27 protein-coding genes are annotated in these 24297 nt (G+C 66.4%); 15 read left to right on the forward strand and 12 right to left on the reverse strand.

Going from position 1 to position 24297, the window contains the following annotated elements; all coding sequences use genetic code 11:
• Position 1: 1 nt before the first annotated feature.
• The 6 genes from A9D14_RS08380 to pspF all read right to left on the reverse strand — a co-directional run bounded on the left by A9D14_RS08380 (position 2) and on the right by pspF (position 7818).
• The gene (locus tag A9D14_RS08380; protein WP_232468473.1) at positions 2-589 is read right to left on the reverse strand and encodes a DUF1697 domain-containing protein; all 588 of its coding nucleotides are present in this window, start codon (positions 587-589) and stop codon (positions 2-4) included.
• A 120-nt stretch (positions 590-709) separates the two neighbouring features.
• Positions 710-3310, reverse strand: coding sequence for a translation initiation factor IF-2 (gene infB, locus A9D14_RS08385; protein ID WP_066845224.1), 2601 nt, complete (start codon positions 3308-3310; stop codon positions 710-712).
• A gap of 103 nt (positions 3311-3413) precedes the next feature.
• Positions 3414-4220 carry a DUF448 domain-containing protein gene (locus A9D14_RS08390; RefSeq protein WP_066845227.1) on the reverse strand — a complete coding sequence of 269 codons (807 nt, stop codon included), beginning with the start codon at positions 4218-4220 and terminating at the stop codon, positions 3414-3416.
• The gene (gene nusA / locus A9D14_RS08395; protein WP_066845229.1) at positions 4201-5931 is read right to left on the reverse strand and encodes a transcription termination factor NusA; all 1731 of its coding nucleotides are present in this window, start codon (positions 5929-5931) and stop codon (positions 4201-4203) included. The genes A9D14_RS08390 and nusA overlap by 20 nt, the downstream gene beginning before the upstream one ends.
• Positions 5932-6035: 104 nt before the next feature.
• Positions 6036-6626: a ribosome maturation protein RimP gene (gene rimP, locus A9D14_RS08400; RefSeq protein ID WP_066845233.1), complete on the reverse strand. Its 591-nt coding sequence runs from the start codon at positions 6624-6626 to the stop codon at positions 6036-6038.
• Positions 6627-6771: 145 nt separating this feature from the next.
• Positions 6772-7818 carry a phage shock protein operon transcriptional activator gene (gene pspF, locus A9D14_RS08405; RefSeq protein ID WP_066845236.1) on the reverse strand — a complete coding sequence of 349 codons (1047 nt, stop codon included), beginning with the start codon at positions 7816-7818 and terminating at the stop codon, positions 6772-6774.
• Positions 7819-7970: 152 nt separating this feature from the next.
• Between pspF and A9D14_RS08410 the strand changes: the two genes are divergently transcribed.
• The 12 genes from A9D14_RS08410 (at position 7971) to A9D14_RS08465 (ending at position 15080) form a co-directional block, all read left to right on the forward strand.
• Complete coding sequence (locus tag A9D14_RS08410) at positions 7971-8156, forward strand: hypothetical protein (RefSeq protein WP_066845238.1); 186 nt, start codon at positions 7971-7973, stop codon at positions 8154-8156.
• A 162-nt stretch (positions 8157-8318) separates the two neighbouring features.
• On the forward strand, positions 8319-9137 hold the full coding sequence (pspA, locus tag A9D14_RS08415) for a phage shock protein PspA (protein WP_066848648.1): 819 nt from the start codon (positions 8319-8321) through the stop codon (positions 9135-9137).
• Positions 9138-9203: 66 nt separating this feature from the next.
• Positions 9204-9431 (forward strand): envelope stress response membrane protein PspB, encoded by a 228-nt coding sequence (locus A9D14_RS08420; RefSeq protein WP_332459762.1) that lies wholly within the window; start codon positions 9204-9206, stop codon positions 9429-9431.
• On the forward strand, positions 9428-9805 hold the full coding sequence (gene pspC, locus A9D14_RS08425) for an envelope stress response membrane protein PspC (RefSeq protein ID WP_066845242.1): 378 nt from the start codon (positions 9428-9430) through the stop codon (positions 9803-9805). Before A9D14_RS08420 ends, pspC begins: the two co-directional genes overlap by 4 nt.
• Positions 9806-9858: 53 nt before the next feature.
• Positions 9859-10146, forward strand: coding sequence for a hypothetical protein (locus tag A9D14_RS08430; RefSeq protein ID WP_066845244.1), 288 nt, complete (start codon positions 9859-9861; stop codon positions 10144-10146).
• A 3-nt stretch (positions 10147-10149) separates the two neighbouring features.
• Positions 10150-10503 carry a hypothetical protein gene (locus tag A9D14_RS08435; RefSeq protein WP_066845246.1) on the forward strand — a complete coding sequence of 118 codons (354 nt, stop codon included), beginning with the start codon at positions 10150-10152 and terminating at the stop codon, positions 10501-10503.
• On the forward strand, positions 10500-10772 hold the full coding sequence (locus tag A9D14_RS08440) for a hypothetical protein (protein ID WP_066845248.1): 273 nt from the start codon (positions 10500-10502) through the stop codon (positions 10770-10772). Before A9D14_RS08435 ends, A9D14_RS08440 begins: the two co-directional genes overlap by 4 nt.
• 14 nt (positions 10773-10786) lie before the next feature.
• Positions 10787-11038: a hypothetical protein gene (locus tag A9D14_RS08445; RefSeq protein WP_066845250.1), complete on the forward strand. Its 252-nt coding sequence runs from the start codon at positions 10787-10789 to the stop codon at positions 11036-11038.
• Positions 11039-11079: 41 nt separating this feature from the next.
• Positions 11080-11505, forward strand: a complete 426-nt coding sequence (locus tag A9D14_RS08450) for a SufE family protein (RefSeq protein WP_066845251.1) — start codon at positions 11080-11082, stop codon at positions 11503-11505.
• A 407-nt stretch (positions 11506-11912) separates the two neighbouring features.
• Positions 11913-12887: a hypothetical protein gene (locus A9D14_RS08455; protein WP_066845252.1), complete on the forward strand. Its 975-nt coding sequence runs from the start codon at positions 11913-11915 to the stop codon at positions 12885-12887.
• A 90-nt stretch (positions 12888-12977) separates the two neighbouring features.
• Complete coding sequence (locus A9D14_RS08460) at positions 12978-14768, forward strand: DUF885 domain-containing protein (protein ID WP_198301991.1); 1791 nt, start codon at positions 12978-12980, stop codon at positions 14766-14768.
• Between the two features lie 39 nt (positions 14769-14807).
• Complete coding sequence (locus A9D14_RS08465; protein ID WP_066845261.1) at positions 14808-15080, forward strand: hypothetical protein; 273 nt, start codon at positions 14808-14810, stop codon at positions 15078-15080.
• 63 nt (positions 15081-15143) lie between these two features.
• Here the strand turns inward: A9D14_RS08465 and A9D14_RS08470 are convergent, their stop codons facing one another.
• From A9D14_RS08470 to A9D14_RS08485, 4 genes are all read right to left on the reverse strand, one after another.
• Complete coding sequence (locus A9D14_RS08470) at positions 15144-16472, reverse strand: sensor histidine kinase (protein WP_083988021.1); 1329 nt, start codon at positions 16470-16472, stop codon at positions 15144-15146.
• Positions 16473-16645: 173 nt separating this feature from the next.
• Positions 16646-17323 carry a response regulator transcription factor gene (locus A9D14_RS08475; RefSeq protein ID WP_066845264.1) on the reverse strand — a complete coding sequence of 226 codons (678 nt, stop codon included), beginning with the start codon at positions 17321-17323 and terminating at the stop codon, positions 16646-16648.
• 133 nt (positions 17324-17456) lie between these two features.
• A complete protein-coding gene (locus A9D14_RS20365) occupies positions 17457-17834 on the reverse strand; it encodes a PepSY domain-containing protein (protein WP_332459763.1) in 378 nt (125 codons plus the stop codon).
• A gap of 97 nt (positions 17835-17931) precedes the next feature.
• Positions 17932-18684, reverse strand: a complete 753-nt coding sequence (locus tag A9D14_RS08485; protein ID WP_232468475.1) for an SIMPL domain-containing protein — start codon at positions 18682-18684, stop codon at positions 17932-17934.
• A gap of 128 nt (positions 18685-18812) precedes the next feature.
• Between A9D14_RS08485 and A9D14_RS08490 the strand changes: the two genes are divergently transcribed.
• Positions 18813-20612 (forward strand): ABC-F family ATP-binding cassette domain-containing protein, encoded by a 1800-nt coding sequence (locus A9D14_RS08490; protein ID WP_066845267.1) that lies wholly within the window; start codon positions 18813-18815, stop codon positions 20610-20612.
• A gap of 57 nt (positions 20613-20669) precedes the next feature.
• Positions 20670-21116 carry a DUF4126 family protein gene (locus A9D14_RS08495; protein ID WP_066848658.1) on the forward strand — a complete coding sequence of 149 codons (447 nt, stop codon included), beginning with the start codon at positions 20670-20672 and terminating at the stop codon, positions 21114-21116.
• Between the two features lie 54 nt (positions 21117-21170).
• Here the strand turns inward: A9D14_RS08495 and A9D14_RS08500 are convergent, their stop codons facing one another.
• Both A9D14_RS08500 and A9D14_RS08505 read right to left on the reverse strand, forming a co-directional pair.
• On the reverse strand, positions 21171-22985 hold the full coding sequence (locus A9D14_RS08500; RefSeq protein ID WP_232468476.1) for a DUF885 domain-containing protein: 1815 nt from the start codon (positions 22983-22985) through the stop codon (positions 21171-21173).
• 108 nt (positions 22986-23093) lie between these two features.
• Positions 23094-23615: a DUF6456 domain-containing protein gene (locus tag A9D14_RS08505; protein ID WP_066845270.1), complete on the reverse strand. Its 522-nt coding sequence runs from the start codon at positions 23613-23615 to the stop codon at positions 23094-23096.
• Positions 23616-23718: 103 nt separating this feature from the next.
• On the opposite strand from A9D14_RS08505, the gene A9D14_RS08510 reads away from it, so the two are divergent.
• The gene (locus tag A9D14_RS08510; RefSeq protein WP_066848662.1) at positions 23719-24291 is read left to right on the forward strand and encodes a helix-turn-helix domain-containing protein; all 573 of its coding nucleotides are present in this window, start codon (positions 23719-23721) and stop codon (positions 24289-24291) included.
• The last annotated feature ends 6 nt before the right edge of the window (positions 24292-24297 follow it).

Consider the following 24297-nt stretch of genomic DNA (forward strand, 5'->3'; position numbering starts at 1 on the left):
ATCAATCCATCTTGTCCAGAATTCGCTTCAGCGAGGCCATGTTGCGCGCGGTGAAGCGGCGGTCGAGCTTGCGCTCGATGAAGGGGCCGGTGAGCCTGCTGTTGCCGACCCCCTCGACATAATCGACGTAAAGGCAGCGGTCGCCAAGCGCGATGCGCTCGGGTCCCCGCCCCTCATAGGCTGCCGTCAGCACGCCGAACTGGTCTGCATCGGCTTCGCGCTCCAAAAACAGCGTATGGACCTGCTTGTCGTCGCCTTGCCCATGAAAAGGGTTGTCCTCGATCGCGGCGCTCACCTCGTCCCTGCTGCGTACGGCTGCGAAAGTGTCGAAATCGAACCGGTCCTTCACGATGAAGGCCAGCATCTCCGACAGCCCCTCCGAAGGTCGATCATCGAAGGAGAACAGCACGTTGCCGCTGGCGACGACGGTTTCGACGTCTTCCAGATCCTCACGCTCCAGCGCGTCGCGCAGATCGGTCATCTTCAACCGATTGCCGCCGACATTCATGCTGGCGAAGAAAGCGGCGTAGCGGGGCATGATCGTTCCCTGGCTGAAATAGACGAAGGGCAGCGCCAGAATGCACAGCATCGGGAGTCACCCTAACGTGCAGCCGCTATCCAGTCCGCTCAATACACCCTTGCGACTGCGCCGCCACCAGCCGGGCTGTGACCCGACTGGCGGCTTTGCGCTTTTGTCTCGCAAGACGTCTTAAAGAACGCGTTCGCGCTCCTCGACCTCGAAGACTTCAAGCTGGTCGCCCGGCTTGATGTCGTTCGTGTCCGAAAGCACCACGCCGCATTCCAGACCCGCGCGGACTTCGTCCACGTCGTCCTTGAAGCGCCGCAGCGATTCGATCGAGGTAGCCGAAACGATGACATCATTGCGGGTAAGACGCGCGAACAGGCCCTTGCGGATGACGCCTTCCTCGACCAGCAGGCCAGCGGCCTTGTCCTTCTTGCCGGCGGGGAACACCTGCTTGACCGCGGCACGGCCCACGACGTTCTCGATCCGCTCGGGACCAAGCTCGCCCGCCATGCGCTTCGCGATCTCCTCGGTCAGGTGATAGATGACGTCGTAATACATCATCTCCACCTTGTCCTTTTCCATCTGCTGGCGCGCCTTGGCATTGGGACGCACGTTGAAGCCGATGATCGGAGCGCCCGATGCCGCCGCGAGCGTAACGTCGCTCTCGGTAATGGCACCGACGCCCGAATGCAGGACGCGAACCTTGATGAGGTCGTTGGACAGGCGGCCCAGCGCGGTCGAGATTGCCTCGACCGAACCCTGCACGTCCGCCTTGATGACGACCGGGAACTCGACCATCTCGCTCTTCAACGCCGAGAACATGTTCTCGAAGTTCGAAACCGGCATCGCGGTGCGCTTCTCGTTCGCCTTCTCGGTACGATAGGTCGCGACCTCGCGGGCACGCTGCTCGTTCTCGACCACGTTCATCAGGTCGCCAGCACGCGGAACGCCGCCAAGGCCCAGCACCTCGACCGGAGTCGAGGGTCCGGCTTCCTTGACCTGACGGCCCTTGTCGTCGTGCATGGCGCGAACGCGGCCGCTTTCGGTGCCGACGACGAACACGTCGCCGCGCTTCAGCGTACCGCGGGTGACGAGGACGGTGGCCAGCGGCCCCTTGCCCTTGTCGAGCTGCGCCTCGATCACGGTGGCCTCGGCGTCGCGGTCGGGATTGGCCTTCAGTTCGAGCAGTTCGGCCTGCAGGTTGATCGCATCGATCAGCTTGTCGAGACCGATCTTCTTCTTGGCCGAAACCTCGACATCCATGACGTCGCCGCTCATCTCCTCGACCACGATCTCGTGTTCCAGCAGGCGCTCGCGGATCTTCTTCGGGTTCGCCTCGTCCTTGTCGATCTTGTTGATCGCCACGATCATCGGCACGCCAGCCGCCTTGGTGTGGTTGATCGCCTCGATCGTCTGCGGCATCAGCCCGTCGTCGGCCGCCACCACCAGGATGACGATGTCGGTGACATTGGCACCGCGCGCACGCATCTCGGTAAAGGCCTCGTGGCCCGGCGTATCGAGGAAGGTGATCATGTCACCCGCCTTGGTCTTCACCTGATAGGCGCCGATATGCTGCGTGATGCCGCCCGCTTCGCCGCGGGTCACGTCCGTGCCGCGCAGCGCGTCGAGCAGGCTGGTCTTGCCGTGGTCGACATGGCCCATGATCGTCACGACCGGAGGACGCGGCTTCAGGGTCTCGGCAGGATCGACATCGACCGTATTGTCGATATCGACGTCGCTTTCCGACACGCGCTGGATGTTGTGGCCGAATTCCTCGACCAGCAATTCCGCGGTGTCCTGGTCGATCGTCTGGTTGACGGTGACCATCATGCCCAGGTTGAACAACGCCTTCACCAGATCGGCGCCCTTTTCGGCCATGCGATTGGCCAGTTCCTGCACGGTAATGGCCTCGGGCACGACGACGTCGCGCACCTGCTTCTCACGCTGCTGCTGCTGGCCGCGGTACTGCGAACGGCGCTCCTTCTCGCGCGCACGCTTCAGCGCGGCGAGACTGCGGGCCCGCGCGCCTTCGTCGTCGTTCAGCGCCTTGTTGACGGTCAGCTTGCCGCCGCGGCGGCGGTCGGCGCCCTTGGCTTCGGCGCTGCGCGTATCGCCGCGCGTGTCGCGGGCCCCGCCCTTCTTGTCCGCGGCGGGCTTCTTCTCGACCTTCTTGGGCTCGGGACGCTTGACCGGAGTGAACTTGCGCGGGGCGGGCACGGCCTCGCCCTGTTCCTCGACTGCCGGATCGCTGGCGGCTTCCTCCTGCTCTGCGGGCTTTTCGGCTTCAACGGCGGGAGCAGGCTCTTCCTGCGTCTGACTGGCTTCGACTTCTGCCTCGGCCACGGCTTCCTTCTGCGCCTCGGCTTCGGCCTTGCGGTTGTCCTCGGCACGCTGGCGCTCTTCCTCAAGCGCCTTGGCCTTGGCCTCTTCCTCGCGGCGGCGGGCTTCCTCCGCCATCTTCAGGCGTTCTTCCTCGGCCTCGCGCTGCAAGCGGGCGACGCGCTCCTGCGGCGTCTCGTCGCTGGGCGAAGGACGGCGGGGCGCGGGCTTGGGCGCGGCGGGCTTGGGCGCGGCGGGCGGCGCGGCGACAGGAGTTGGCGCAGCTTCGGGGGCAGCGGCAGGCGCAGTCTCGCCCGGCTTCAGGATCTTGCGCTTGCGCTTTACTTCCACGGCGACCTTGTTGGTCCGGCCATGGCTGAAGGTCTGCTTGACCTCGCCCGCGTCCACCGCACGCTTCAGGCCAAGCGGCTTGCGGGTCCGGGTGCTGTTGTCGTTATCGCTCATACTGGTCAAAAAACCCTATCAAAATCATCGTCGTCGTCACGCCGTGAACGGCGTCGTCATCTGCTGCGGCCTGCCCCTGCAGGTGCGCCGAACGCGCCCGCTTCTACGGTTCGCTGGCCCGCTGTGCGGCAGGCCCTCCACTTTCCAACCCGGCATTTCCGGGGCCATCGGCGGTCGCGCCATCGTGGCCAAGGTAATGGTTGAGCCTTGCAAGCAAGGTCGAAACGCGTCCGGCGGCGGCACGATCGGTCAACGCCAGATGGACGGTATTGTCGCGGCCCAATGCCACAGACAGCCCCGCCCGGTCCAGAGGCAAGCTTTCGCCCGCCATGCCGGTACCTTCCTTGTCCTCACCCACGCGCCATGCCTGGTCGAGCCGACGCGAACCATCGCCACCGGCGTCGGACGCGTGCCCCAACCACCAAACCTTGCCCGAACGCGCCGCCTCGGCGATGCGATCGGATCCGGCGAGCACATTGCCGGAGCGGTACTCGATGCCCAGCCTGTCGGTCAGGGCGCGCAGCAGCGCCTGCTCCGCCAGTTCGGGAAGTTCGGCCGGAATGACAGGCGGCGGCCCCTTGAAACCGCGCGCCAGGGCTCCCTTCAGATGGCCCTTCGCGATCGCTTCTTCAAGTTCGGCGCGCGTGACGCCGATCCATGCGCCGCGTCCTGGCGCCTTGGCATGGGCATCGGGCAGAACCGCGGGCCTGTCGTCGGAAGCTGCGGATCCCTGCGGCCCCATCGCCAGCCGCAACAGGCTTTCGCGCGGAGCGATACGGCCCGTAATGACGCATTTGCGCATGGGTCCGTCGCCCCGCGCGCCAGAGCGGCGGGTGACGGTGCCCTCGTCGAACTCGGGCACCTTTTCATCGATGTCGGACGCTACGGTCTCATTGCTTGGAGTCCGCATCGGCGGCCTCCTGCATGTTTTCGTCCTCGGCAGTTGCCTCGGCCACGGCTTCGTCGGTCACGGCTTCGGCCTCGGAGGAAATCGTCTCGTCCGCGGGCTGCCCCTCGGTAACGTCGTCCTCATCCTCGAACCAGTGCGCGCGGGCCGCCATGATGATCTCGTTGCCCTGCTCTTCGGTCAGGCCATAGGCGCCCAGCACGCCGCCCTTGTCCTCGGGACGACGGTCGCGCTTCATCGGCGGGCCGGCTGCGGGGCCGCCGCGGCGACGGGGACCTTCGCGGCGCTTGGCGATCAGCTCGTCGGTGGCCAGATCGGCCAGGTCATCCAGCGTCAGGATGCCGGCGTTACCCAGCACCACCAGCATTTCCTCGTTCAGATGCGGGATTTCGGCCAGCGCATCGTCCACGCCCATCTCGCGGCGGGCGGTACGGAAGGTCTCCTCGCGGCGCTCAAGCGCCTCGATCGCACGCGACTGCAGCTCTTCGGCAAGGTCCTCGTCAAAGCCCTCGATACCGGCCAGCTCGTCGCGGTCGACATAGGCGACTTCCTCCAGCTCGGTGAAGCCTTCGGCCACCAGCAGCTGCGAGAGCGTCTCGTCGACGTCCAGCTCTTCCTCGAACATCTTCGAACGTTCGGCGAATTCCTTCGACCGCTTCTCGCTCGACTCTTGTTCGGTCATGATGTCGATCTGGCTCTCGGTCAGCTGCGAGGCCAGGCGTACGTTCTGGCCGCGGCGACCGATGGCAAGCGACAGCTGATCGTCGGGAACGACGACCTCGATGCGGCTTTCTTCCTCGTCGATGACGACCCGGCTGACGGTCGCGGGCTGAAGCGCGTTGACGACGAAGGTCGCGGTGTCCTCGCTCCAGGGGATGATGTCGATCTTCTCACCCTGCAGTTCCTGGACGACGGCCTGCACACGGCTGCCCTTCATGCCGACGCAGGCACCGACCGGGTCGATGCTGCTGTCATGGCTGATCACGCCGATCTTGGCGCGGCTGCCCGGGTCGCGGGCGGCGGCCTTGATCTGGATGATGCCGTCGTAGATCTCGGGCACTTCCTGCGCGAACAGCTTCTTCATGAATTCGGGATGCGCGCGGGACAGGAAGATCTGCGGGCCGCGGTTCGACCGGTCGACCTTCAGGATCAGCGCGCGAATGCGTTCACCGGTGCGGGCGACTTCGCGCGGGATCTGCTGGTCGCGGCGGATGATGCCCTCGGCCCGGCCCAGGTTCACGATCACGTGGCCGAATTCGACCGACTTGATCACGCCGGTGATGACCTCGCCGGCGCGGTCCTTGAATTCCTCGTACTGGCGCTCGCGCTCGGCATCGCGGACCTTCTGGAAGATCACCTGCTTGGCCGATTGCGCGTCGATGCGGCCCAGGTCGACGGGGGGCAGCGGATCGACAATGAAGTCGCCGACCTGCGCGCCGTCCTGCAGCTTCTGCGCCTGTTCGACCGAAACCTGCTTGAAGTAGTCCTCGACCTCCTCGACCACCTCGACCACGCGCCACAGGCGAAGGTCGCCGGTCTGCGGGTCCAGCTTGGCGCGGATGTCGTTCTCGGCGCCATAGCGGTTGCGGGCCGATTTCTGGATCGCTTCTTCCATCGCCTCGATCACGATGGACTTGTCGATCATCTTCTCGCTGGCCACGGCATTGGCAATCGCCAGAAGCTCTGCGCGGTTCGCCGAAATCGCATTCGCCATGTTAGTCGTCTTCCCTGCTCAATTCAGCGGAGGCCCGCCTGCTCAGCGCAGCGGGACCCATAAGTCGCCCGCCGCATAATAGTTTGCCGTCGAAAGCGCCAGAACTAGTCCGCATCCTCTTCCGACATATCCTCGACTTCCCCGAATTCCTCGGAAACAACCTCGTCCGCGCCGGTGGTGTCCAGCGGCACGGTCGACTTGATCAGTCGGTCCGTCAGCATCAGCTTGGCCGAATGGATGCCGGCCAGCGGCATGGTCACCGATCCCAGCTTCTTGTCGTCGACCGTCACCATGTCGTCCTCGAACGCGGTCAGGTCGCCCTGGAACGTGCGCTTGTTGCCCGCGGGCGCGTCGGCGTCCTTGGACAGGGTAATGCGCGCCTCGTGCCCGACCCAGTTCGCGAAATCCTTCGCGCGGGTCAGCGGGCGGTCGATCCCCGGAGAAGACACTTCCAGCCTGTACGCGCCCTTGATCAGCTCGTCGCCCGCTTCCTCACGCGCGTCGATCGCGTCGGAGATGCGGCGCGAGATCGCCATGCACTGGTCGATCACCAGCTGGCCGGTCTCCGGGTTCTCGGCCATCACCTGCAGCGTACGCTCGTCATCCGAACCGAACAGTTTCACGCGCACGAGTTCGAAGCCGGAAGCGGTGACTTCCTGTTCGATCAGATCGGTGAGACGCGCGAGGTCGGTCATGCAATTCCTTCGTTCGATACCCGCGCCGCGAATACGGAAAGGCGCGCCGGAGCCCTGCGGCACCGGCCCGGCTTTGTACGCGACAATGTCGGGATGAATCGGCAGATAGTCGCAGCAGCCATAAAAAGCAAGTCGCCTTGGCGGATCAGGCCGCCTTGTCGCTCTCGCTTCCCGCTTCGTTCAGCGCATGCTTGCGGATGCAGTGGCGAAGCTGGTCGTAACTAAGCCCCAATGCTTCCGCCGCACGGCGCTGGTTCCAGCGGTGGCGGTCCAGCGCGGATTCGACGATGGCACGCTCATGCCCGTCGACCGCGGCGCGCAGGTCGGTAACGGCAGCGAAATCGAAAGCCGGCTTCAGTTCGACCGGTGGCAGCGCGTCCGGCCGCTGCGCGGGGCCGCGCGCCGAGGACTTGGGCGCCCATGGCGAATCGAACGGATCGAAGACGACCGCCCCGACCGGTGTGCGTCCATCATCCCAGCGATAGACCGCGCGTTCGACGACATTGCGCAATTCACGCACGTTGCCGGGCCATGGATAGGCTTCCAGCTGTTCGATCACCTCTTCCGAAAAGCCCGGCCATTCCTCCCACATCAGTTCCGCCGCCATGCGCCGGCCGAAGAAATCGGCGATGACGGTGATGTCGCCCTCGCGTGCCCGCAAGGGTGGGAGAGTGATGACCTCGAAGCTCAACCGGTCGAGAAGGTCGGCCCTGAACTCGCCGCGTTCGGCCAGCGCGGGCAGATCCTCGTTGGTGGCAGCGACGATGCGAACGTCGACCACCGTGGGACGCGACGCCCCGATGCGCGTAATCTCGCCGTATTCCACGGCTCTTAGCAGGCGTTCCTGGGCGGCCATCGACAGCGTGCCGAGTTCGTCGAGGAACAGGGTGCCGCCGTCGGCTTCCTCGAACCGGCCGGTCCGCGCCTTCGATGCTCCGGTGAAGGCACCTGCCTCGTGGCCGAACAATTCCGCCTCGATCAGCGTTTCGGGAAGAGCGGCGCAATTCATCACGACCAGCGGTTCGCCCCAGCGATCCGACAGGTGATGAAGCCGCTCGGCGATAAGTTCCTTGCCGGTTCCGCGCTCGCCGATGACCAGCACCGGGCGCGACAGGGCCGCCGCACGGCTGGCCCGCTCCACCGCGTCGAGAATGGCCTTAGACTGGCCGACAAACTGCTTGCCCCGATCCATGCACCGGAAGTTAGCGCAGAATCCCAACTCTTGGCAATAAGTTCGCGGCTCGTCGCCAACTCTTCGGTTCAAATATCTGTTTTCTAAAGACTTCCTTGATTTGGCACGCTCTCTGCAAAGTGATTGGCATAGTTCGAAGATGTGGGGACATCATGTTTAATTTTCGTCAATCCAGTACGATCGGCCCAGTAGCCACCAGCCTGTTCGCTGCGATCGCGATGCTTTCGCTCAGCGCCTATGCGGTGCGCGACCTGGCCTGCTCGTTTCCGCCGGTCTGCGACGTCAAGCTGGTATCGCCGGCCAAGGCCGCACCGGCCCTGGCTTTCGTGCTGGCCTGAAGCTGATATCCCTGAGAGGACCGTATGAACGACAAGAATGAGCTGACGCCCGAAACGGACCGCAAGCCGCCCGCCGCCGATGACGGCCGGAAGCTGTCCGATACGCCGTGGACCGACGACGAGGCTGCCGCGTCGCGTTTCGACCGCGAGGTGGCCCGGTTGATGACCGACCGCGAACGTGCCGAGAAGGCGGGGCGGGAAAGAAGTGAATCGCGCCGCCATCGCGACTATGATGACGATGAGCCGATCCGCTTTCGCGGCGGCAGCAGCCTGAGGCAGAACGGAGCCCAATTGATGGGAATATTTTCGCGCACCCGTGACATCATTGCCGCCAACTTCTCGGACATGATCGAGAAGGCCGACGATCCCGAAAAGATGATCCGCATGATCATCGTCGAGATGGAGGAAACGCTGGTCGAGGTCCGTGCAGGCGCCGCCCGCACCATCGCCGACCAGAAGGAAATGCAGCGTCACGCGGTGAAGCTGGAACGGCTGCAGGAAGACTGGGCGGACAAGGCGCAGCTTGCGCTGTCCAAGGGCCGCGAGGACCTGGCCCGCGCCGCGCTGATGGAAAAGCGCAAGGCGACCGACCTGGCCAAGCAGCTGTCCGAGGAAATGGACGTGCTGGAGCAGAGCCTGCGCGCCAACGAGGAAGACATCGCCAAGCTGCAGCAGCGCCTGCGCGAGGCGCGGAGCCGGCAGTCGATGATCGCGGCCCGCCTGGAAAGCGCCGAGAACCGCGTCCGACTGCGCAAGCTGATGACGACCGAGCGTGTCGACGAAGCACTGGCCCGGTTCGAGATGCTGGAGCGCCGCGTCGATTACGCCGAAGGCCACGCCGACGCGCTGGGCATGGCCATGAAGGGCGAGCCGTCGCTTGCCGAGCAGATCGAAGGGCTGTCCGCCGTCGACAAGGTCGACGAGGAACTCGAAGCGCTCAAGCGCTCGATGGGCGGCCAGAGCGAGAAGAAGGAGGACTGACCCATGGAAGGTGTGCTTGCAATTATATGTATTTTCGTCGTCCTTCCGGGCTTGGTCTTTCACTATGTGACCAAGTGGAAGACCGCGCCCACCCTGACCCAGGGTGACGAGGCGATGCTGGAGGAGCTCTACAAGCTCGCTCGCCGCCTCGACGACCGGATGGATACGGTGGAGCGCCTTGTCGCTGCCGATAACGAGGAATTCTCCAAGCCGCGCCTGATCGCCGATCAGGAAGCCGACAATGTGAAGCTGGCCGAGCTGGAGCGCATGATGAAGGAAAGGAACGCACAATGAGCAGCACCGAACGTACCCGCTTCTACCGCGACAAGGTGAACGGCAAGTTCCTGGGCGTCAGTGCGGGCCTTGCCGACTATACCGGGATCGACGCGATCTGGATCCGCCTTGGCTTCCTGATTGCCACGATCACGATGGGCTGGCCGATCCTGATCTATATCGCGATGGGCATGATGGCACCGAAGAAGCCCGAACACCTCTACACCGACCGCAAGGAACAGCAGTTCTGGCAGGGCGTCCGCCAGTCGCCGACCCGCTCGGCGCGCGAGGTGAAGGCCCGGTTCCGCGACATCGACCGCCGCCTCGCCCATGTCGAGGAATATTACGTAAGCGGCAATCGCCAGCTTTCCGACGAGATCGAGAAGCTGCGCTGAGGCCCGGCACCCGGCCCGGCACCCATCAGGGCCCAGATCGAAAGGCTTGAAACATGGCAGACGAACTTGCTCTTCTGATACCGCTTGCCCCCTTCATCATGATCTGCCTGATCGTGTGGACCAAGCACCAGTCCAAGATGGCCGAACTGAAAATGAACGCCACCGCGGAAAAGGCGGCGCAATATGCGCAGCATACCGCCCAGCTGGAAGAGCGGGTCCGCGTTCTGGAGCGCATCATCACCGACAAGGGCACCGACATCGCACGCCAGATCGAGGCGCTGCGCGAGGAGGAAAGCGATGCGCGCCTCAATGCCCCCGTCAATCCGCGTCACGAGGTGTAGGCGATGGAAGAGCTGATCACTCCTGCCGTGCTGGGCGTCGGCGTCGTGTCCTTTGCGATCGCATGGGTGGTGAATACCGCGATCCGCGTCAGACATGGCTATCCGCTGGAAAACAGCTGGGGCAAGTCCGTCTATCCGCAGAAGGACAAAGAGACGGCCGAGCGGCTGAAGCTGGCGAGCCAGGAAAACGCGCAGCTTCGCGCCGAGCTGGGTTCGGTCAAGGACCGGCTCGCCAACGTGGAGCGGATCGTGACCGACAGCGGCTATCGCCTGACGCACGAGATCGAGGCGCTGCGTTCGTCCGAGGCGCGTTCGCCGGAAATGCATTCGCCTGACAGGGAAGGACAGTTCAAATGAGTTTCTGGACCGCCATCATCCTGATCGTGCTGATCATTTCGGTCACGCAGATGATCAAGGGTCGGCGCGATGCAAGGGACGGCCTGTACACGGACAGGAGCGGCACGCTGCGGCCGCGTCCGGACGGCCTGTCGCCCGAGGACGAGGAGCAGCTTCGCGCCGAGATCGCCGAGCTGAAGGAACGGGTGCATGTGCTGGAGCGCATCGCGACCGACGAACGCCAGAAGCTCGGCCTTGCCGAAGAGATCGAGCTGCTGCGCGACCGCTGAGAGGAGGCTGATCCATGAGCTTCGAAGTCAGTTCCATGGCCCTGTTCGCACTGGCGGGGCTGACCATCGTGACCGCCGCTTTGCTGTATGGCTGGCAGGGCTGGCTGGCATTGAAGATGCGCGAGGCTGAGATGGGCCACGGGGAATTCGCGCCCTCGCCCGCCCGCGATGTCGGCGATGCGCCCGCCGCCGCGCGGATCGAACTGGCCGATCTGAAGGAACGGGTCCGCAGGCTGGAAGCGATCGCCAGCGGGGTCGACCTTTAAGGCACTTGCGAGCGGCGGGCGCGGCGGCTAGCTCCGCCCCCATGCGATCCATCGACGATATTGCCGAGGAATACGAATTCCTCGAAGGCGACGAGCGTTACCGGCTGCTGATCGAGCTTGGCCGCGAGCTGGAACCCATGCCCGCCGCGCTGAAGACCGAGGCGACGCAGGTCAAGGGCTGCTCCGCCGCGGTGTGGGTCTATCCGACGCGTGCCGCTTCGGACGATGGCGGGAACCGGCTGCATTTCATGGCCGACAGCAATGCCGCGATCACCAAGGGCATCGTCGCGCTTGTCATCGCCGCAGTGCAGGACCGCCCGGCTGCCGAAGTGGCGGACACCGACATAGAGGGTGCGCTGGCGCCCTTCGACCTGCGCAACCAGCTGTCGTCCAACCGGACGCAGGGCGTACCCAACATGATCGCGCTGATCCGCGAGACCGCGTCGCGGATCGCTGCGGAAGGCTGATCCGGCCAGCCCCCGTCCGGCCAGCCGCCGTCCGGCACCGGATCGGCCGGCGGATCAGCAGGGCGCGCGGTTGACACAGGCGACACGTCCTACAACCGCTGTCACCCGTTGAAGCGCCGCACGATTCCGCCGTTTTCGGCCCGCCGGTTGACACCTGGGGGGTGCGGGAAAAATTTACGGGATGAAAGAGCCGTGCGGGCCGATAGCCCGGTCACGGCGCTAGCGCGCGGGGCGCGCGTAGGACAATAAAAGCTGGTCGCCCGCCGCTGACGCCGCTGACGCCGCCGCGAACTAGCGTTTTTTTCCGCGCCGCATAACTCCAAAGATGATGGCCGAACCGGATGATCGCTGGCGTTTTCCCGGCGCTGGTGTAGCCCGGTCGAAACGGGAATTGGGCGAGGTGTCGCTTGACTGCAATTCATTACGACGCGCGCTGCGGCGACGAGGGTCGGCGCGCGCAGATCTATGCCGGGGACGTGCATGTCATCTCCGCGCGGCCGGCCATGCATGCGCTGGCCGACTGGGCACGCGAGCTGCTGGTGGCCGGCTTTGGCGACGAGGATCCCGAAACGCTGCAGCACCGCGTGCCGGTGGAGCGCTTCGTCGAGCTGTTCGCGCCGATCAAGCCGCGCTTCATCCATCATCCGCGCACCTGGGAACTGCTGTGCGCGGTGGTAAAGGACATGGGGCTGGACCCGCGCGAGACCTATCTGGACGTGCCGCGCCTGCGCGGGGTGACCAGTCATGGCTATCTGACGTCGGGCGTCGGCTATGCGTTTCCGATGCACCGCGACACCTGGTGGGCCGCGCCCATGCAGCAGGTCAACTGGTGGCTGCCGATCTTCGAGATCGAGAGCGCCAGCACGATGGCGTTCCACCCGGCCTGGTGGAACCGCGCGATCGAGAACAGCTCGGGCGAGTTCGACTATTACGAATATAACCGCGTGGCGCGCGGCGCGGCGGCGAAACAGGTGAAGCAGGATACGCGGTCCCAGCCCCGCATCACGCTGGATCCCCCGCCGGTCGACACGCCGTCGGTCCGGCTGGTGGCACCGGTGGGCGGCGCGATCCTGTTTTCGGGCCAGCAGCTGCATTCGACCGTGCCCAACGAAAGCGGGCGCACGCGTTTCAGCATCGATTTCCGCACCATCAACATCGCCGACGTGCGCGCGGGCCGCGGTGCGCCCAACATGGATTCGGCCCCCGCCGGCACGTCGCTGCGCGATTTCCGCCGCGTGAGCGACAAGGCGCCCATGCCGGAGGAGATCGCGCTGTCGGTCGATCCGCGCCGCATCCCGTTCGAGGAGGCGGTGTTCCAGCCGCCCGCATCGCTGCTGGCCGAACTGGCGGCGGAAAACGCGGAGCGCACGGGCGCGGCCTGAGCGCCGGACCACGGCGGAAGCGGCCCTTCCTTGCGCGGCTCCTTGCGGCCCTCCTTGCGCGCGCGTCGAAGCCAGCGCATGAAGCGGCGGATGCACCGACTGATCCTGCCGCTCGCCGTCCTGCTGACCCCGGCCCTCCCCGCCCTGCCCGCACTTGCCCAGACGCCCGCCGGAACCGGCGCGGAGGCGCGGAGCGGGTCCGAATCCGGCGCGGATGCCCGCCTTCGGGTGCTTTACGAGGAGGATCATGCCTGGGTCACCGCCGACCGCCGGCGGATCCTGACCGCCGATGGCCGCAGCGAGGCGGGACCGCGCCTGCCCTCTGCCATGCCGGAGGCCGAGGCGCGCCGCGCCGACCATGCGCGCGACATGCTGGCGCGGCTGGATGCGATTCCCGCCGCGCAGCTGTCGGAAGGCGAAGCGATCAATGCCGCGGTTTTCCGCGCCGTGCTGGAAGAGCGGATCGGCGAGGCGGATTATCGCGGTTTTGAAATGCCGTTCAATTCGGACAGCAATTTCTGGACCTATCTGGATGCGCGCTCGCCCTATGCCGATGTCGCGGATTACGAGAACTATATCGCCCGCATGCGCGATGTGCCGCGCTATTTCGCGGAGCATGTCGCCAATGCGCGCGCGGGGCTGCAGCGCGGCTTCAGCGTGCCGCGCGTGTCGCTGGAAGGGCGCGACGCATCGATCGAGCCCTATACGAGGGCCGAGGGCAATCCGTTCCTGAACGCGTTCGACCGGATGCCCGCCAGCATCCCCGCCGCCGAGCAGGCGCGCCTGCGGGCCGAGGCAGAGGCGGCGGTGACGGGCAGCATCGTGCCTGCCTATCGCGACCTGCTGGCTTTCATGCGGACGGAATACCTGCCCGGCACGCGTACCAGCCTGGCGGCCAGCGACCTGCCCGATGGCAAGGCGTTCTATGCCCGGCAGATCCGCCAGTACACCACGCTGGACCTGACCGCGCAGGAAATCCACCAGATCGGCCTGTCCGAGGTCGCGCGGATCGAGGGCGAGATGCGCGCCATCATGCAGGAGGTCGGCTTCACCGGCAGCATCGCCGAATTCAACGAGGCGCTGCGCAGCGATCCGCAGTTCATCGCCCGCACGCCCGACGAGCTGATGGGCGTCTCGGCCTATGTGGCGAAGCGGGTCGACGGGCGGATCGGGGATTATTTCGGCTTCCTGCCGCGCCACCGCTTTGCGATCCGGCCGGTCGCTCCTGCGCTGGCGCCGTATTACACCGCGGGGCGCGGCGGGCTGGATGCGTGCCAGATGAACACGCACGACCTGCCCTCTCGCCCCTTGTACAACATTCCCGCGCTGACCTTGCACGAATGCAGCCCGGGGCACAGTTTCCAAGCGGGCGTCGCGCTGGAGCAGGCCGCGATGCCCGCCTTTCGGCGCGAGACCTATTTCAGCGGGTTCGGCGAAGGCTGGGGCCTCTACACCGAATATCTGGGCGAGGAGATGGGGATCTATCGCACGCCCTATGAGCGGTTCGGGCGGCTGAGCTACGAGATGTGGCGCGCGGCGCGGCTGGTGATCGATACCGGCATCCACGCCTATGGCTGGGACCGCGAGCAGGCGATCGACTACCTCGCCTCGCGCACCGCGCTGTCGCGGCACGAGGTGGGGACCGAGGTGGACCGCTATATCAGCTGGCCGGGACAGGCGCTGGCCTACAAGCTGGGCGAGCTGACCATGCGGCGCGTGCGGGCCAGGGCGGAGGAGGCGCTGGGTCCGCGCTTCGACATTCGCAAGTTCCACGATGTGGTGCTGTCGCTGGGATCGGTGCCGCTGCCGGTGCTGGAGCAGCGGATCGAGGCGTTCATCGCGGATGGCGGACAGGGGCTGCCGGGCGTAGCATACGACTAGACCGGGAATACGACCAGACCGGGTTCGGGGAGGAACGCGATGATCCTGCCGGCTGCCCTTTCCCTTATTCAGGGCGCCCCGGCGACTGCGGCCGAGCTTGCCGGCGGATCGGTGGAGCGTGAGGACGGTTCGGTGGTGATCGACATACTCGCCCCGCCCACCTGCACTTCGCGCGAGGGCGAGATCGTGGTGTGCGCCGAAACGCCGCAGTCCGGTGACATGGCTGCGCCCGGTGGCGAGGAAAGCGGGGTGTCGCAGGGGCGCTGGGCAAGGACAGCGCGCTTGGCCTTACGGGCGAGACGGTGGAGCTGAGCGGCGCGCGCAGCCAGCGCGCGATGGTGACGCTGACGGTAAATTACTGACGCGCGAAAGGCCTTAGCTGACTGCCGCCCTCGGGAGGCTGAGCCTGACCAGCAGGCCGCCCAGATCCTCGCTTTCGTCCAGCGCGACCGAGCCGCCGTAGATCTCCACCACGTCGCGCACGATGGCAAGGCCGAGGCCGGTGCCGGGCTTGTTGGTGTCCAGCCGCGCGCCGCGGGCGAACAGCTTGTCGCGGTCGCGCGGTTCGATGCCCGCGCCGTCATCCTCGATCCAGATCTCGCATTGCGGGGCGTCGGGCACGGCGTCCAATGTGACGAACACGCTGCCGCCGCCATATTTCGCGGCATTCTCGATCAGATTGCCCAGGATCTCGTCGAGGTCCTGGCGCTCGATCGCGACCATCGCGCGGCGGCCGCCGGGCCTGGCGCCGTCGAGGTCGAAGCGCACGCTGGGGTACAGGCGCGCGACCGCGCGTTCGACCGACTCGGCGGATTCGCGCACGTCGGCGCGCGACAGGCCCACGGCGCGGCGGCCCAGCGCGCGGGCGCGGGCAAGGTGATGGTCGACCTGCCGCCGCATCGCCGCGACCTCGCGCTCGACCATTTCGGGCAGATTGTCGGCATGGGCGGCGGCGGCATTGTTCAGCACGGTCAGCGGCGTCTTGAGCGCGTGGGCAAGATTGCCGGCATGGGCGCGCGCTTCCTCGGCCTGTCGTTCCGAATGGGCGAGCAGCGCATTCAGCTCCTCGACCATGGGCTGGACTTCCAGCGGCAGAGGCTGGGTCACGCGGGTGTCGCCGGTCATGCGAATACGCTGGATCGCCAGCCGCACGCCGCGCAGGGGCGACAGGCCCAGCCAGATCTGCAACGCCGCCATCGCGATCAGCCCCAGCGCCAGCGCGGCGAAGCTGTAGACGAGGATGGTGCGGATGCGCGCGATCTGGACGTCCAGCTCCTCGCGGCTGGCGGCGACGACGAACCACCACTGCGTATCGCTGCCCGGAAGATAGATCGGGCGCTGCATCATGCGCAGCGTTTCCTCCCGGAACTGGTCGCTGTCATAGACCAGCGGCTCCATCGTCTCCGCCTCGCGCACGGTCAGCGTGCGGTCCCATAGCGAGCGCGAGGGGAAATCCTCGTGCCCGTTGCCGGTGATCTGCCAGTAGAGGCCGCTATTGGGTTCGAGGAAGCGCTGGTCGCCCAGCGGGCGCGAGAAGAACACCTCGCCGTCGGGGCCGATTTCGGCGGAGGCGACCATCGCGGTCAGCATGTAGTCGAGCTGTTCGTCGAAATTGCGCGTGATCAGGCCGGTCAGCGCCCGGTCGAGCGCGATGCCGCCCGCCAGCAGCAGGAATGCCGTCCACGCGATCGCGATCAGCATCATGCGGCGCGAGAGCGAGCCGGTGTGGCCCGCACCCAGCTTCACGCCCTTGAACTTCAGCCGGGCGAAGGCCGGCGGGCTGACGGCAATTGGCGGCGGTGCAGGATCGGGCGCGGCCCGGTCGGTCCGGGGGCCGGAGCCTGGGGCCGCCTGATACAGCTCCGCCACCGCCCGCGTCAGCTGCGCGGCGCTTCGGCGGGATCGTCGAGGCTATAGCCCAGGCCGCGGATGGTGGTGATGACATCGGCGCCCAGCTTCTTGCGGATGCGCGTGACGAAGACCTCGATCGTGTTGGAATCGCGGTCGAAATCCTGGTCATAGATATGTTCGATCAGCTCGGTCCGGCTGACGACCTTGCCCTTGTGATGCATCAGATAGGACAGCAGCTTGTATTCCTGCGCGGTCAACTTCACCGGCTCGCCGTCGAGCGTGACGCGGCCCGAACGCGTGTCGAGCCGCACCGGGCCCGCGGTCAGCTCGCTGCTGGCATTGCCGGTCGAACGGCGGATCAGCGCGCGCAGGCGGGCGATCAGCTCCTCTGTCTGGAAGGGCTTGGCAAGGTAATCGTCGGCGCCCGCGTCGAGGCCCGCGACCTTGTCGGACCAGCTGTCGCGCGCGGTCAGCACCAGCACGGGGAAGTTGCGGCCTTCCTTGCGCCACATGCCCAGCACGGTCAGGCCGTCGATCTCGGGCAGGCCAAGGTCGAGCACGACCGCATCGTAATCCTCTGTCGATCCAAGGAAATGCCCGTCCTCGCCATCGGTGGACAGGTCCACCGCATAGCCGTTGGATTCGAGCGTATTCTTGAGCTGGCTGCCCAGCGTGGGTTCATCCTCGACGATCAGGATCCGCATGCACTCTCCGACATTGGCGGGACGCGCCGGTGGTGGCGCACCGCGATTTCATCCGAAGAGATGGGGACCGCGCCGGAACGGGTCAAGCCGCGCCCCGCCGGCGGCGTGCATAAGAGTGCGGGGAAAGCGCGCTTCAGCGGCGCTGGCCGACCACGCGGCCGGTGCGGGCATCGACGTCGACGAACACCACGCGCCCGCCGTCGTCCATGAATTTCAGCCGGTAGATCATCGCCGCGCTGTCGAATTCCGGTCCCAGATAGCGCGAATCGCCCATGCGCGGGATCACGTTGCGCTCTATCTGGCGCAGCGGCAGCACATTGCCCGCGCGCAATTCGCGGCGCGCCTCGCTCTGCTCGTCACGCGGCTGCGCCATGGCGGAGGGCACGGCGACGGGCGCGGCAAGGCTGCACAGCAGCAGCGCGCCCAGCCCGCCCCGCAGGGCAGATCGCCCCTGGCGCAGGGAATCCGGCAGGAAAGAGGGCAGGCGTCGAAAGGCAGAGGCAACGATCATGATGGGAGCCTGCCTAAGGCCGCCGCATTGAACAAGGCGTGAATGTTGCGCAGCGGCACGAGGAAGCATCCTCGTTGCCGATGCGCAACATATTCAATTATCGGACAAGTTCGAATGTTGCCGACAGCGTGACCTGGGTCGCGACCTGGCCCGGGCGGGTCGGCGTCTTGGGTGCGGGCATTGCCGCCTGGACCATCACCGCGCGGTCCTGCATCGGCATGGCCATCGACATCGATTCCGACACCGCCAGCAGCCGCACGTCGCCAAAGCCCGCCATGCGCGCATAGTCGCGCGCCTGCGCCATCGCCTGGTCGAACGCGGCCTTGCGTGCCTGAGCCTGGGCATTGCTGTCGTCGACGATGCCCCAGCTGGGCCCGCTGATATTGGTCGCGCCCGATTCCACCAGCGCGTCCAGCGTGCCGCCCACCGCGTCGATGTCGCGCAGTTCGATGGTGACGATGTTCGATGCCTCGTAACCGGTGAAGCGGGGCTGTTCGTTGTTGCGATAGTCGTACTGGGGGTTCAGGCTGATCCCGCTGGTCTGCACATAACGCCGATCGATCCCCAGCGCGTCCAGCCGCTGGAGCACGCGCTCCATCTCGGCAGCGTTCTGCTGCATCGCGGCCTGCGCGGTTGGGGCGCGGGTGGTGACGCCCGCGCTGACAGTGGCCTTGTCGGGATCGCCCAGGACCTGCTGCATCACCTGCAGTTCGACCACCGGGCCGCTTGTCTGGATGTCGACCTCGGCGGCGCGCGCCGGCAGGGCGGCGGCGGCGGTCATCGCCGCGATCGCGGGGACGGCGGCGGCCGTGGCGGCAAGGGTCGTGATGGACTTGCGAAAACGAAGCAAGGCGGTTCTCCTGTAGTTATGGTCCTATAAAGACGGAGCCATGCTGGCTGTTCCTTGAACGCATTCTGGCGGACCTGTTCATCCATCGCGCGCTTGCAGGGCGCGCGCGGGCGGACTAGGCGGCGGCGATGGCACAACCCCCCGTACTCTCACTTGAAGGCATCGGACTGCAGCAGGGCGGCCTGACCGTGAACGACGGCTGGCTGTTCCGCGACCTCGACCTGCATATCGGACCCCGCGACCGGATGGCGCTGATCGGGCGCAACGGCGCGGGCAAGACCACGCTGATGAAGCTGATCTCGGGCGAGGTCGAGATGGACCGCGGCAAGCGCGTGATCGTGCCCGGCACCCGCGTGGTCACGCTGGAGCAGGAACCCGATTTCTCGGGCTGCGCGACATTGATGGATTATGCTCTGGGCGGCGAAGATGCGCCCCAGCGGTTCGAGGTGGAAGCCATCGCCGACCAGATCGGCATCGACATGACGCGCGATCCCAGGGCGGCCAGCGGCGGCGAGAAGCGCCGCGCCGCCATCGCCCGCGCGCTGGCGAGCGAGCCCGATGTGCTGCTGCTGGACGAGCCGACCAACCACCTCGACCTGTCGGCCATCGACTGGCTGGAGGACTGGCTGAACCGCTATACCGGCGCGTTCGTCACGATCAGCCACGACCGGACCTTCCTGACCCGGCTGACCCGCGCGACATTGTGGCTGGATCGCGGGGCGCTGCGGCGCAAGGAAGTGGGTTTCGGCGGGTACGAGGCGTGGGAAGACCAGGTCTATGCCGAGGAAGCGCGCGCGGCGGAACGGCTGGACGCAAGGCTGAAGCTTGAGGCGCACTGGCTGCAGCGCGGCGTGACCGCGCGGCGCAAGCGCAACCAGGGCCGGCTGGAGAAATTGTGGGAAATGCGCGCCGCCCGCGCGGCGATGATCAACCCGCAGGGCACGGCCAAGATGCAGCTGGCCGCCGACGACAGCAAGACCAAGAGCGTCATTACCGCCGGGCATATCACCAAGGCGTACGGAAACCGCACGGTCATCAAGGACTTCAGCCTTCGCATCCAGCGCGGCGACCGGATCGGCATCGTCGGCGGCAATGGCGCGGGCAAGACCACGCTGCTGAAGATGCTGACCGGCGAACTGCAGGCCGACAGCGGCGAGGTCATTCTGGCCAGGAACCTGTCGGGCGTGATGATCGACCAGCAGCGCAGCCTGCTGTCGGACGAGAAGACGGTGCGCGACGTGCTGGCCGAGGGCGGCGACTGGATCGACGTGCGCGGAGTGCGCAAGCATATCCAGGGTTATCTGAAGGAATTCCTGTTCGATCCGGGGCTGGTCGAGGCGAAGATCGGCACGCTGTCGGGCGGCGAGCGTTCACGCCTGCTGCTGGCCCGCGAATTCGCGCGCACGTCGAACCTGCTGGTGCTGGACGAGCCGACCAACGACCTCGATCTGGAAACGCTGGATCTGCTGCAGGAGGTGATCGCGGATTACGACGGGACGGTGCTGATCGTCAGCCATGACCGCGACTTCCTCGACCGGACGGTGACGGTGACTTTGGGTCTCGACGGCAGCGGGACAGTCGACATCATCGCGGGCGGCTATGCCGACTGGGAAGCCAAGCGCAAGGACCGCACGCAGAACAGCGGGCCGAAGAAGGCCGCGCCGCCGCCCCCTCCCCCGCCGCAGAAGAAGGTCAAGCTGTCGTACAAGGACCAGCGCGACTATGATTTGCTGCCGGGCCGGATCGAGGCGCTGGAAGGCGAGATCGCGGCGAACGAGGAGGCGCTGGCCGATCCCGATCTCTACAGCGCCGATCCGAAGAAATTCGCAGCGCTGACCGCGAAGCTGGAGAAGCTGCGCGCCGAGAAGGACGCGGCGGAAGAACGCTGGCTGGCGCTGGCCGAAGAGGTCGAGGCGCTGGAAGGATAGGGCGGCAGGACCCCCGGCGCGTTTCGCCCGTTGATGGCGAAACGCGAAGGAGATTTCATGCTACGACCGATCCTGATGGGCCTTGTCGCCGGACAACGATCCATGACCCCGCTGGCCGCGCTGGCCGGTGCCGCGCGCAATGGCAATCTGCCCTATGACAACGGCCCGGCCCGGCTGATGAGCCATCCGCTGATTGCGGCGGGCGGTGTCGCGATGGCGGCGCTGGAAATGGCGGGCGACAAGATGAAGGATGCGCCCGACCGGACGGTGTTCCTGGGCTTGCTGGCGCGCACGATCACATCGGGTTTCGCAGGGGCCGCGCTGTCGCCGCCCAAACGGCAGCTGGCGGGCGCGGCGCTGGGGATCGGCACGGCGCTGGCCGCGTCCTTCGTGGGCCTTGCCATGCGCAAGCGGGCGATGCGCAAATACGGGCAGACCTCGACCGGGTTTGCCGAGGAAGCCATCGTCTTCCCGGCGGCGAACCTGATCGCGCACGTTCGCTAGATCGGGCGCGGGGTGGAAGGGGGCAGGCTGCGGGCCGCCCCCTTCGCGTCCTGATCAGGCCTTTTGCGCGGCGATCCAGCGGTCGACGCGCGCTTCCAGCACGCTCAGCGGCATCACGCCTTCCTTCACGATTTCGTGGAACTGGCGGATGTCGAAGCGCTCGCCCAGTTCGGCCTCGGCCTTGGCGCGCAATTCGACCCACTTGTTCTGGCCGATCTTGTAGCTGCAGGCTTGCCCGGGCCAGATGCAATATCGGCGCACCTCGGCCTCCGACCGGGTGCGGGTGAAGCCGACCGTGTCGACGAAATATTGCGTGCCCTCCTCGACGCTCCATTTCTTGTGGTGCAGGCCGGTGTCGACCACCAGCCGCGCGGCGCGGAACAGCCAGCTTTGCAGCGCGCCGGCCTTTTCCATGCCTTCATAGCCGTCGAGTTCGGACGCCAGCTGCTCGGCATAGAGCGCCCACCCCTCGCCATAGGACGAGATGTAGTAGTTCTTGAGCAGCATCGGCGTTTCGCCCGCCTGCTGGACAAGGCTGCCCTGAAGGTGATGGCCGGGCACCGCCTCGTGATAGGTGAGCGCGGGGAGCGTGTATTTCGGCCAATCCTCGGTGTGCTTGAGGTTGATGTAATAGATGCCGGGACGCGATCCATCGAGCGTCGGGCTTTCGTAATAGCCGAGCGGCGCGCCGTCCTGGATCTCGGCAGGCACGGCACGGATCTCGATCGGTTGGGTGGGCAGCGTCGCGAACGCCTGCGGCAGCTTGGCCTGCATCGCGTCATTGCTGGCGTTGAGGTCCGCGATCATCGCGGCGCGGCCTTCGGGTGTGTTCGGGTAAAGCTGCTCGGGCCGCGAATTGAACTGGGCCAGACGCTCGCCCACCGTGCCGGTGGTGAGGCCGACCTCGGCCAGCATCGTCTCCAGCTCGGCGCTGAGTTCGGCGACCTGGCGCAGGCCGATCTGGTGGATCTCCTCGGCGGTCAGGTCGGTCGTCGTCGAATTGGCGAGTTCGAGGCGGTAGAGCTCTTCCGAATTCGGTACGCGCCACACGCCGTCGCCCTCGGCCGCGGTGGGCTTCAGCTCTTCCAGCATGGCGGCCTGCCGCAGCAGGGCGGGCTTGATGCTACCGTCCACGATCGCCGCTGCGCGCGCGGCCCAGTCACCCGCGATGCCTGCGGCCTGCGCCCGCTCGGCCAGGGAATTGACGAGGCGCGATTCGGCGGTCGGTGCCTGGGCCATGGCGCGGATCTGCGCGATCGCGATGTCGAGCGACCATGCGGGCGCGAGATAGCCCCTGGCCGCCTGCTCGCGCTGAAGCGCGGTTTCGTCGTCCAGCCCTTCGCCGAACTGCACCAGGCGCTGCAGATAGGCGACCGCGTCGTCCTCGCTCTCGACCGGGTGCTTGGTGTCCATGAAGCTGGGCACCGCGCTATAGGAGCCGCCCATGTGGCTGAGCACATAGGGGCTGTAGACGCTGCCCATGCCGTAGGGGGCGCCCCACAGGCGCTTTTCCAGCATGTCGGTCACGACCGCGTGATGCACCTTCTGCGCTTCGTCCAGCCCCTCGGTCGGGATCGCGCGGATCGCGGCCAGCATCTGCTTGGCGTGCGCTTCCTCTGCCACGATCCCCGCGCGGCCGAATTCGCCGAGGTGATGGCGCGCCCAGGCGTTCTCACCCGTGTCGATCCCCAGCGACGTCATCGCCGAGGGGTTGAGCCGCATGTCGCCGGTGAAGACGCGGTCCATCACCGCGTTCAGCTGCGCCCCAGCCCCGCCCTGCGCGCGGGCGATGCCCGGCAGCGAGAAAGCCAGCGCGATCGTGCCGGTGCCGGCGAGGAAATGTCTGCGGTGCAGGGCAACAGGTTTCATGAAGGGCTCGCTCGATCTCTTGCGGTTTCAACTGAAACCGGTGATTGCACGCGTGTTCCGCAAAGATCAAGCGGCCCCGTTTCCCGCCCCGTGCCCGCCCGTTCCGGATCATCCGATGCGATAGAATCCCGCCACTCGGTCGAGCGCCAGCCCCAGCACCAGCTTGCCGCTGCGCGCGGGCCAGCCCATCGCCTTTTCGGCATTGCCGACCGCCTCGCCCGCGCAGACCACGCGCCAGAGTATGTCGGCCAGCCCCGGCCCCGCCGCCTTCACCGCCTTGTCGAAACGCGCCTTGGCCGCGATCTGGCGTTCCGACGGGTCCAGCCCGCGATCGGGATTGGTGCCGCTGATCCGCACCGCGTCCCAGCGCATGGTGATCGAGGGCGCGATCTGCGCGCGTTCCCAGTCGGCGCGCAGGCGCTCGCCCGCCTCGTACTGCGGTTCGGTCAGATGGCCGTGCGCATACAGCCAGCCGAGCGGCGATTCCTTGAGGTTGACGGTAACGGCGCGCGCGCGTTTCGACGCGCCGCCGCGATAGTCCTTGGAAATCCGGCGCGGCCCCTCGCTGGTGAGTTCGCGCGTGACATATTCGCCCGGTCCCCGGTGCCCGGTATCCTGCTGTTCGGTCATGAAATGTCCCCTTGGATTGCTGTGCAGGGGATGTGCGGACGGCTTGCCTTGTAGGAAAATAAAACCGAATAGGTTCGTGAATTTTCCCGGAAGGAACCGCGCCGTGATTAACCGCATTCGCACGATCCGCAAGGACAAGGGCATGACGCTGGCGGATCTTGCCGCCGCCTGCACCCCGCCGACGACGCCGCAGACGGTGGGGCGGCTGGAGACTGGGATGCGCACCCTGTCGATCGACTGGCTGAACCGGATTGCGGGCGGGCTGGGCGTCGCGCCCGAACTGCTGCTGGCGAGCGAGACGCGCGATGCGGCCATGGTCGTCGCGCGGCTGACGTCAGACGGTGCCGAGCCGCTCCCCTCCCCGCGCGAGGCGGTCGAGCCGCTGGCGATGCTGGGCGATGGCGCGGTGCATGTGGTGGAGGTCGAAAGCGCGGTGGGCGAATATCGTGCGGGCGACCGGCTGTGGATGCGCGACCTGCCGCCCGAGGAACGCGCCCGCGCGATCAATCGCGACGTACTGGTCCCCCGCCCCGGCGGGCGTTTCGCCTTCGGGCGGCTGATCGACTTTTCCGACGACAATCTGGCGCTGCTTCCGCCAGGTGCGGGGCAGCGCCAGATCGTGGTGCAAAGCCCGCCGTGGATCGCGCTGGCGGCGCTGCTGGTGCGGGCGCTTTAGCGCCGT

It is taken from the genome of Croceicoccus marinus, assembly GCF_001661675.2.
Classification (GTDB): Bacteria; Pseudomonadota; Alphaproteobacteria; order Sphingomonadales; family Sphingomonadaceae; genus Croceicoccus; species Croceicoccus marinus.

Excerpts from the sequence above, each read along its gene's own strand:
- A9D14_RS08435 (WP_066845246.1), top strand. The coding sequence starts at position 10,150 with ATGGAAGAGCTGATCACTCCTGCCGTGCTGGGCGTCGGCGTCGTGTCC.
- A9D14_RS08390 (WP_066845227.1), bottom strand. The coding sequence starts at position 4,220 with ATGCGGACTCCAAGCAATGAGACCGTAGCGTCCGACATCGATGAAAAG.
- pspA (WP_066848648.1), top strand. The coding sequence starts at position 8,319 with ATGACCGACCGCGAACGTGCCGAGAAGGCGGGGCGGGAAAGAAGTGAA.
- A9D14_RS08410 (WP_066845238.1), top strand. The coding sequence starts at position 7,971 with ATGTTTAATTTTCGTCAATCCAGTACGATCGGCCCAGTAGCCACCAGC.
- rimP (WP_066845233.1), bottom strand. The coding sequence starts at position 6,626 with ATGACCGACCTCGCGCGTCTCACCGATCTGATCGAACAGGAAGTCACC.
- A9D14_RS08500 (WP_232468476.1), bottom strand. The coding sequence starts at position 22,985 with ATGAAACCTGTTGCCCTGCACCGCAGACATTTCCTCGCCGGCACCGGC.
- pspF (WP_066845236.1), bottom strand. The coding sequence starts at position 7,818 with ATGGATCGGGGCAAGCAGTTTGTCGGCCAGTCTAAGGCCATTCTCGAC.
- A9D14_RS08490 (WP_066845267.1), top strand. The coding sequence starts at position 18,813 with ATGGCACAACCCCCCGTACTCTCACTTGAAGGCATCGGACTGCAGCAG.
- A9D14_RS08445 (WP_066845250.1), top strand. The coding sequence starts at position 10,787 with ATGAGCTTCGAAGTCAGTTCCATGGCCCTGTTCGCACTGGCGGGGCTG.
- infB (WP_066845224.1), bottom strand. The coding sequence starts at position 3,310 with ATGAGCGATAACGACAACAGCACCCGGACCCGCAAGCCGCTTGGCCTG.
- A9D14_RS08380 (WP_232468473.1), bottom strand. The coding sequence starts at position 589 with ATGCTGTGCATTCTGGCGCTGCCCTTCGTCTATTTCAGCCAGGGAACG.
- A9D14_RS08460 (WP_198301991.1), top strand. The coding sequence starts at position 12,978 with ATGCACCGACTGATCCTGCCGCTCGCCGTCCTGCTGACCCCGGCCCTC.
- A9D14_RS08430 (WP_066845244.1), top strand. The coding sequence starts at position 9,859 with ATGGCAGACGAACTTGCTCTTCTGATACCGCTTGCCCCCTTCATCATG.
- A9D14_RS08440 (WP_066845248.1), top strand. The coding sequence starts at position 10,500 with ATGAGTTTCTGGACCGCCATCATCCTGATCGTGCTGATCATTTCGGTC.
- A9D14_RS08495 (WP_066848658.1), top strand. The coding sequence starts at position 20,670 with ATGCTACGACCGATCCTGATGGGCCTTGTCGCCGGACAACGATCCATG.
- A9D14_RS08505 (WP_066845270.1), bottom strand. The coding sequence starts at position 23,615 with ATGACCGAACAGCAGGATACCGGGCACCGGGGACCGGGCGAATATGTC.
- A9D14_RS08475 (WP_066845264.1), bottom strand. The coding sequence starts at position 17,323 with ATGCGGATCCTGATCGTCGAGGATGAACCCACGCTGGGCAGCCAGCTC.
- nusA (WP_066845229.1), bottom strand. The coding sequence starts at position 5,931 with ATGGCGAATGCGATTTCGGCGAACCGCGCAGAGCTTCTGGCGATTGCC.
- pspC (WP_066845242.1), top strand. The coding sequence starts at position 9,428 with ATGAGCAGCACCGAACGTACCCGCTTCTACCGCGACAAGGTGAACGGC.
- A9D14_RS08470 (WP_083988021.1), bottom strand. The coding sequence starts at position 16,472 with ATGATGCTGATCGCGATCGCGTGGACGGCATTCCTGCTGCTGGCGGGC.
- A9D14_RS08465 (WP_066845261.1), top strand. The coding sequence starts at position 14,808 with ATGATCCTGCCGGCTGCCCTTTCCCTTATTCAGGGCGCCCCGGCGACT.
- A9D14_RS08450 (WP_066845251.1), top strand. The coding sequence starts at position 11,080 with ATGCGATCCATCGACGATATTGCCGAGGAATACGAATTCCTCGAAGGC.
- A9D14_RS20365 (WP_332459763.1), bottom strand. The coding sequence starts at position 17,834 with ATGATCGTTGCCTCTGCCTTTCGACGCCTGCCCTCTTTCCTGCCGGAT.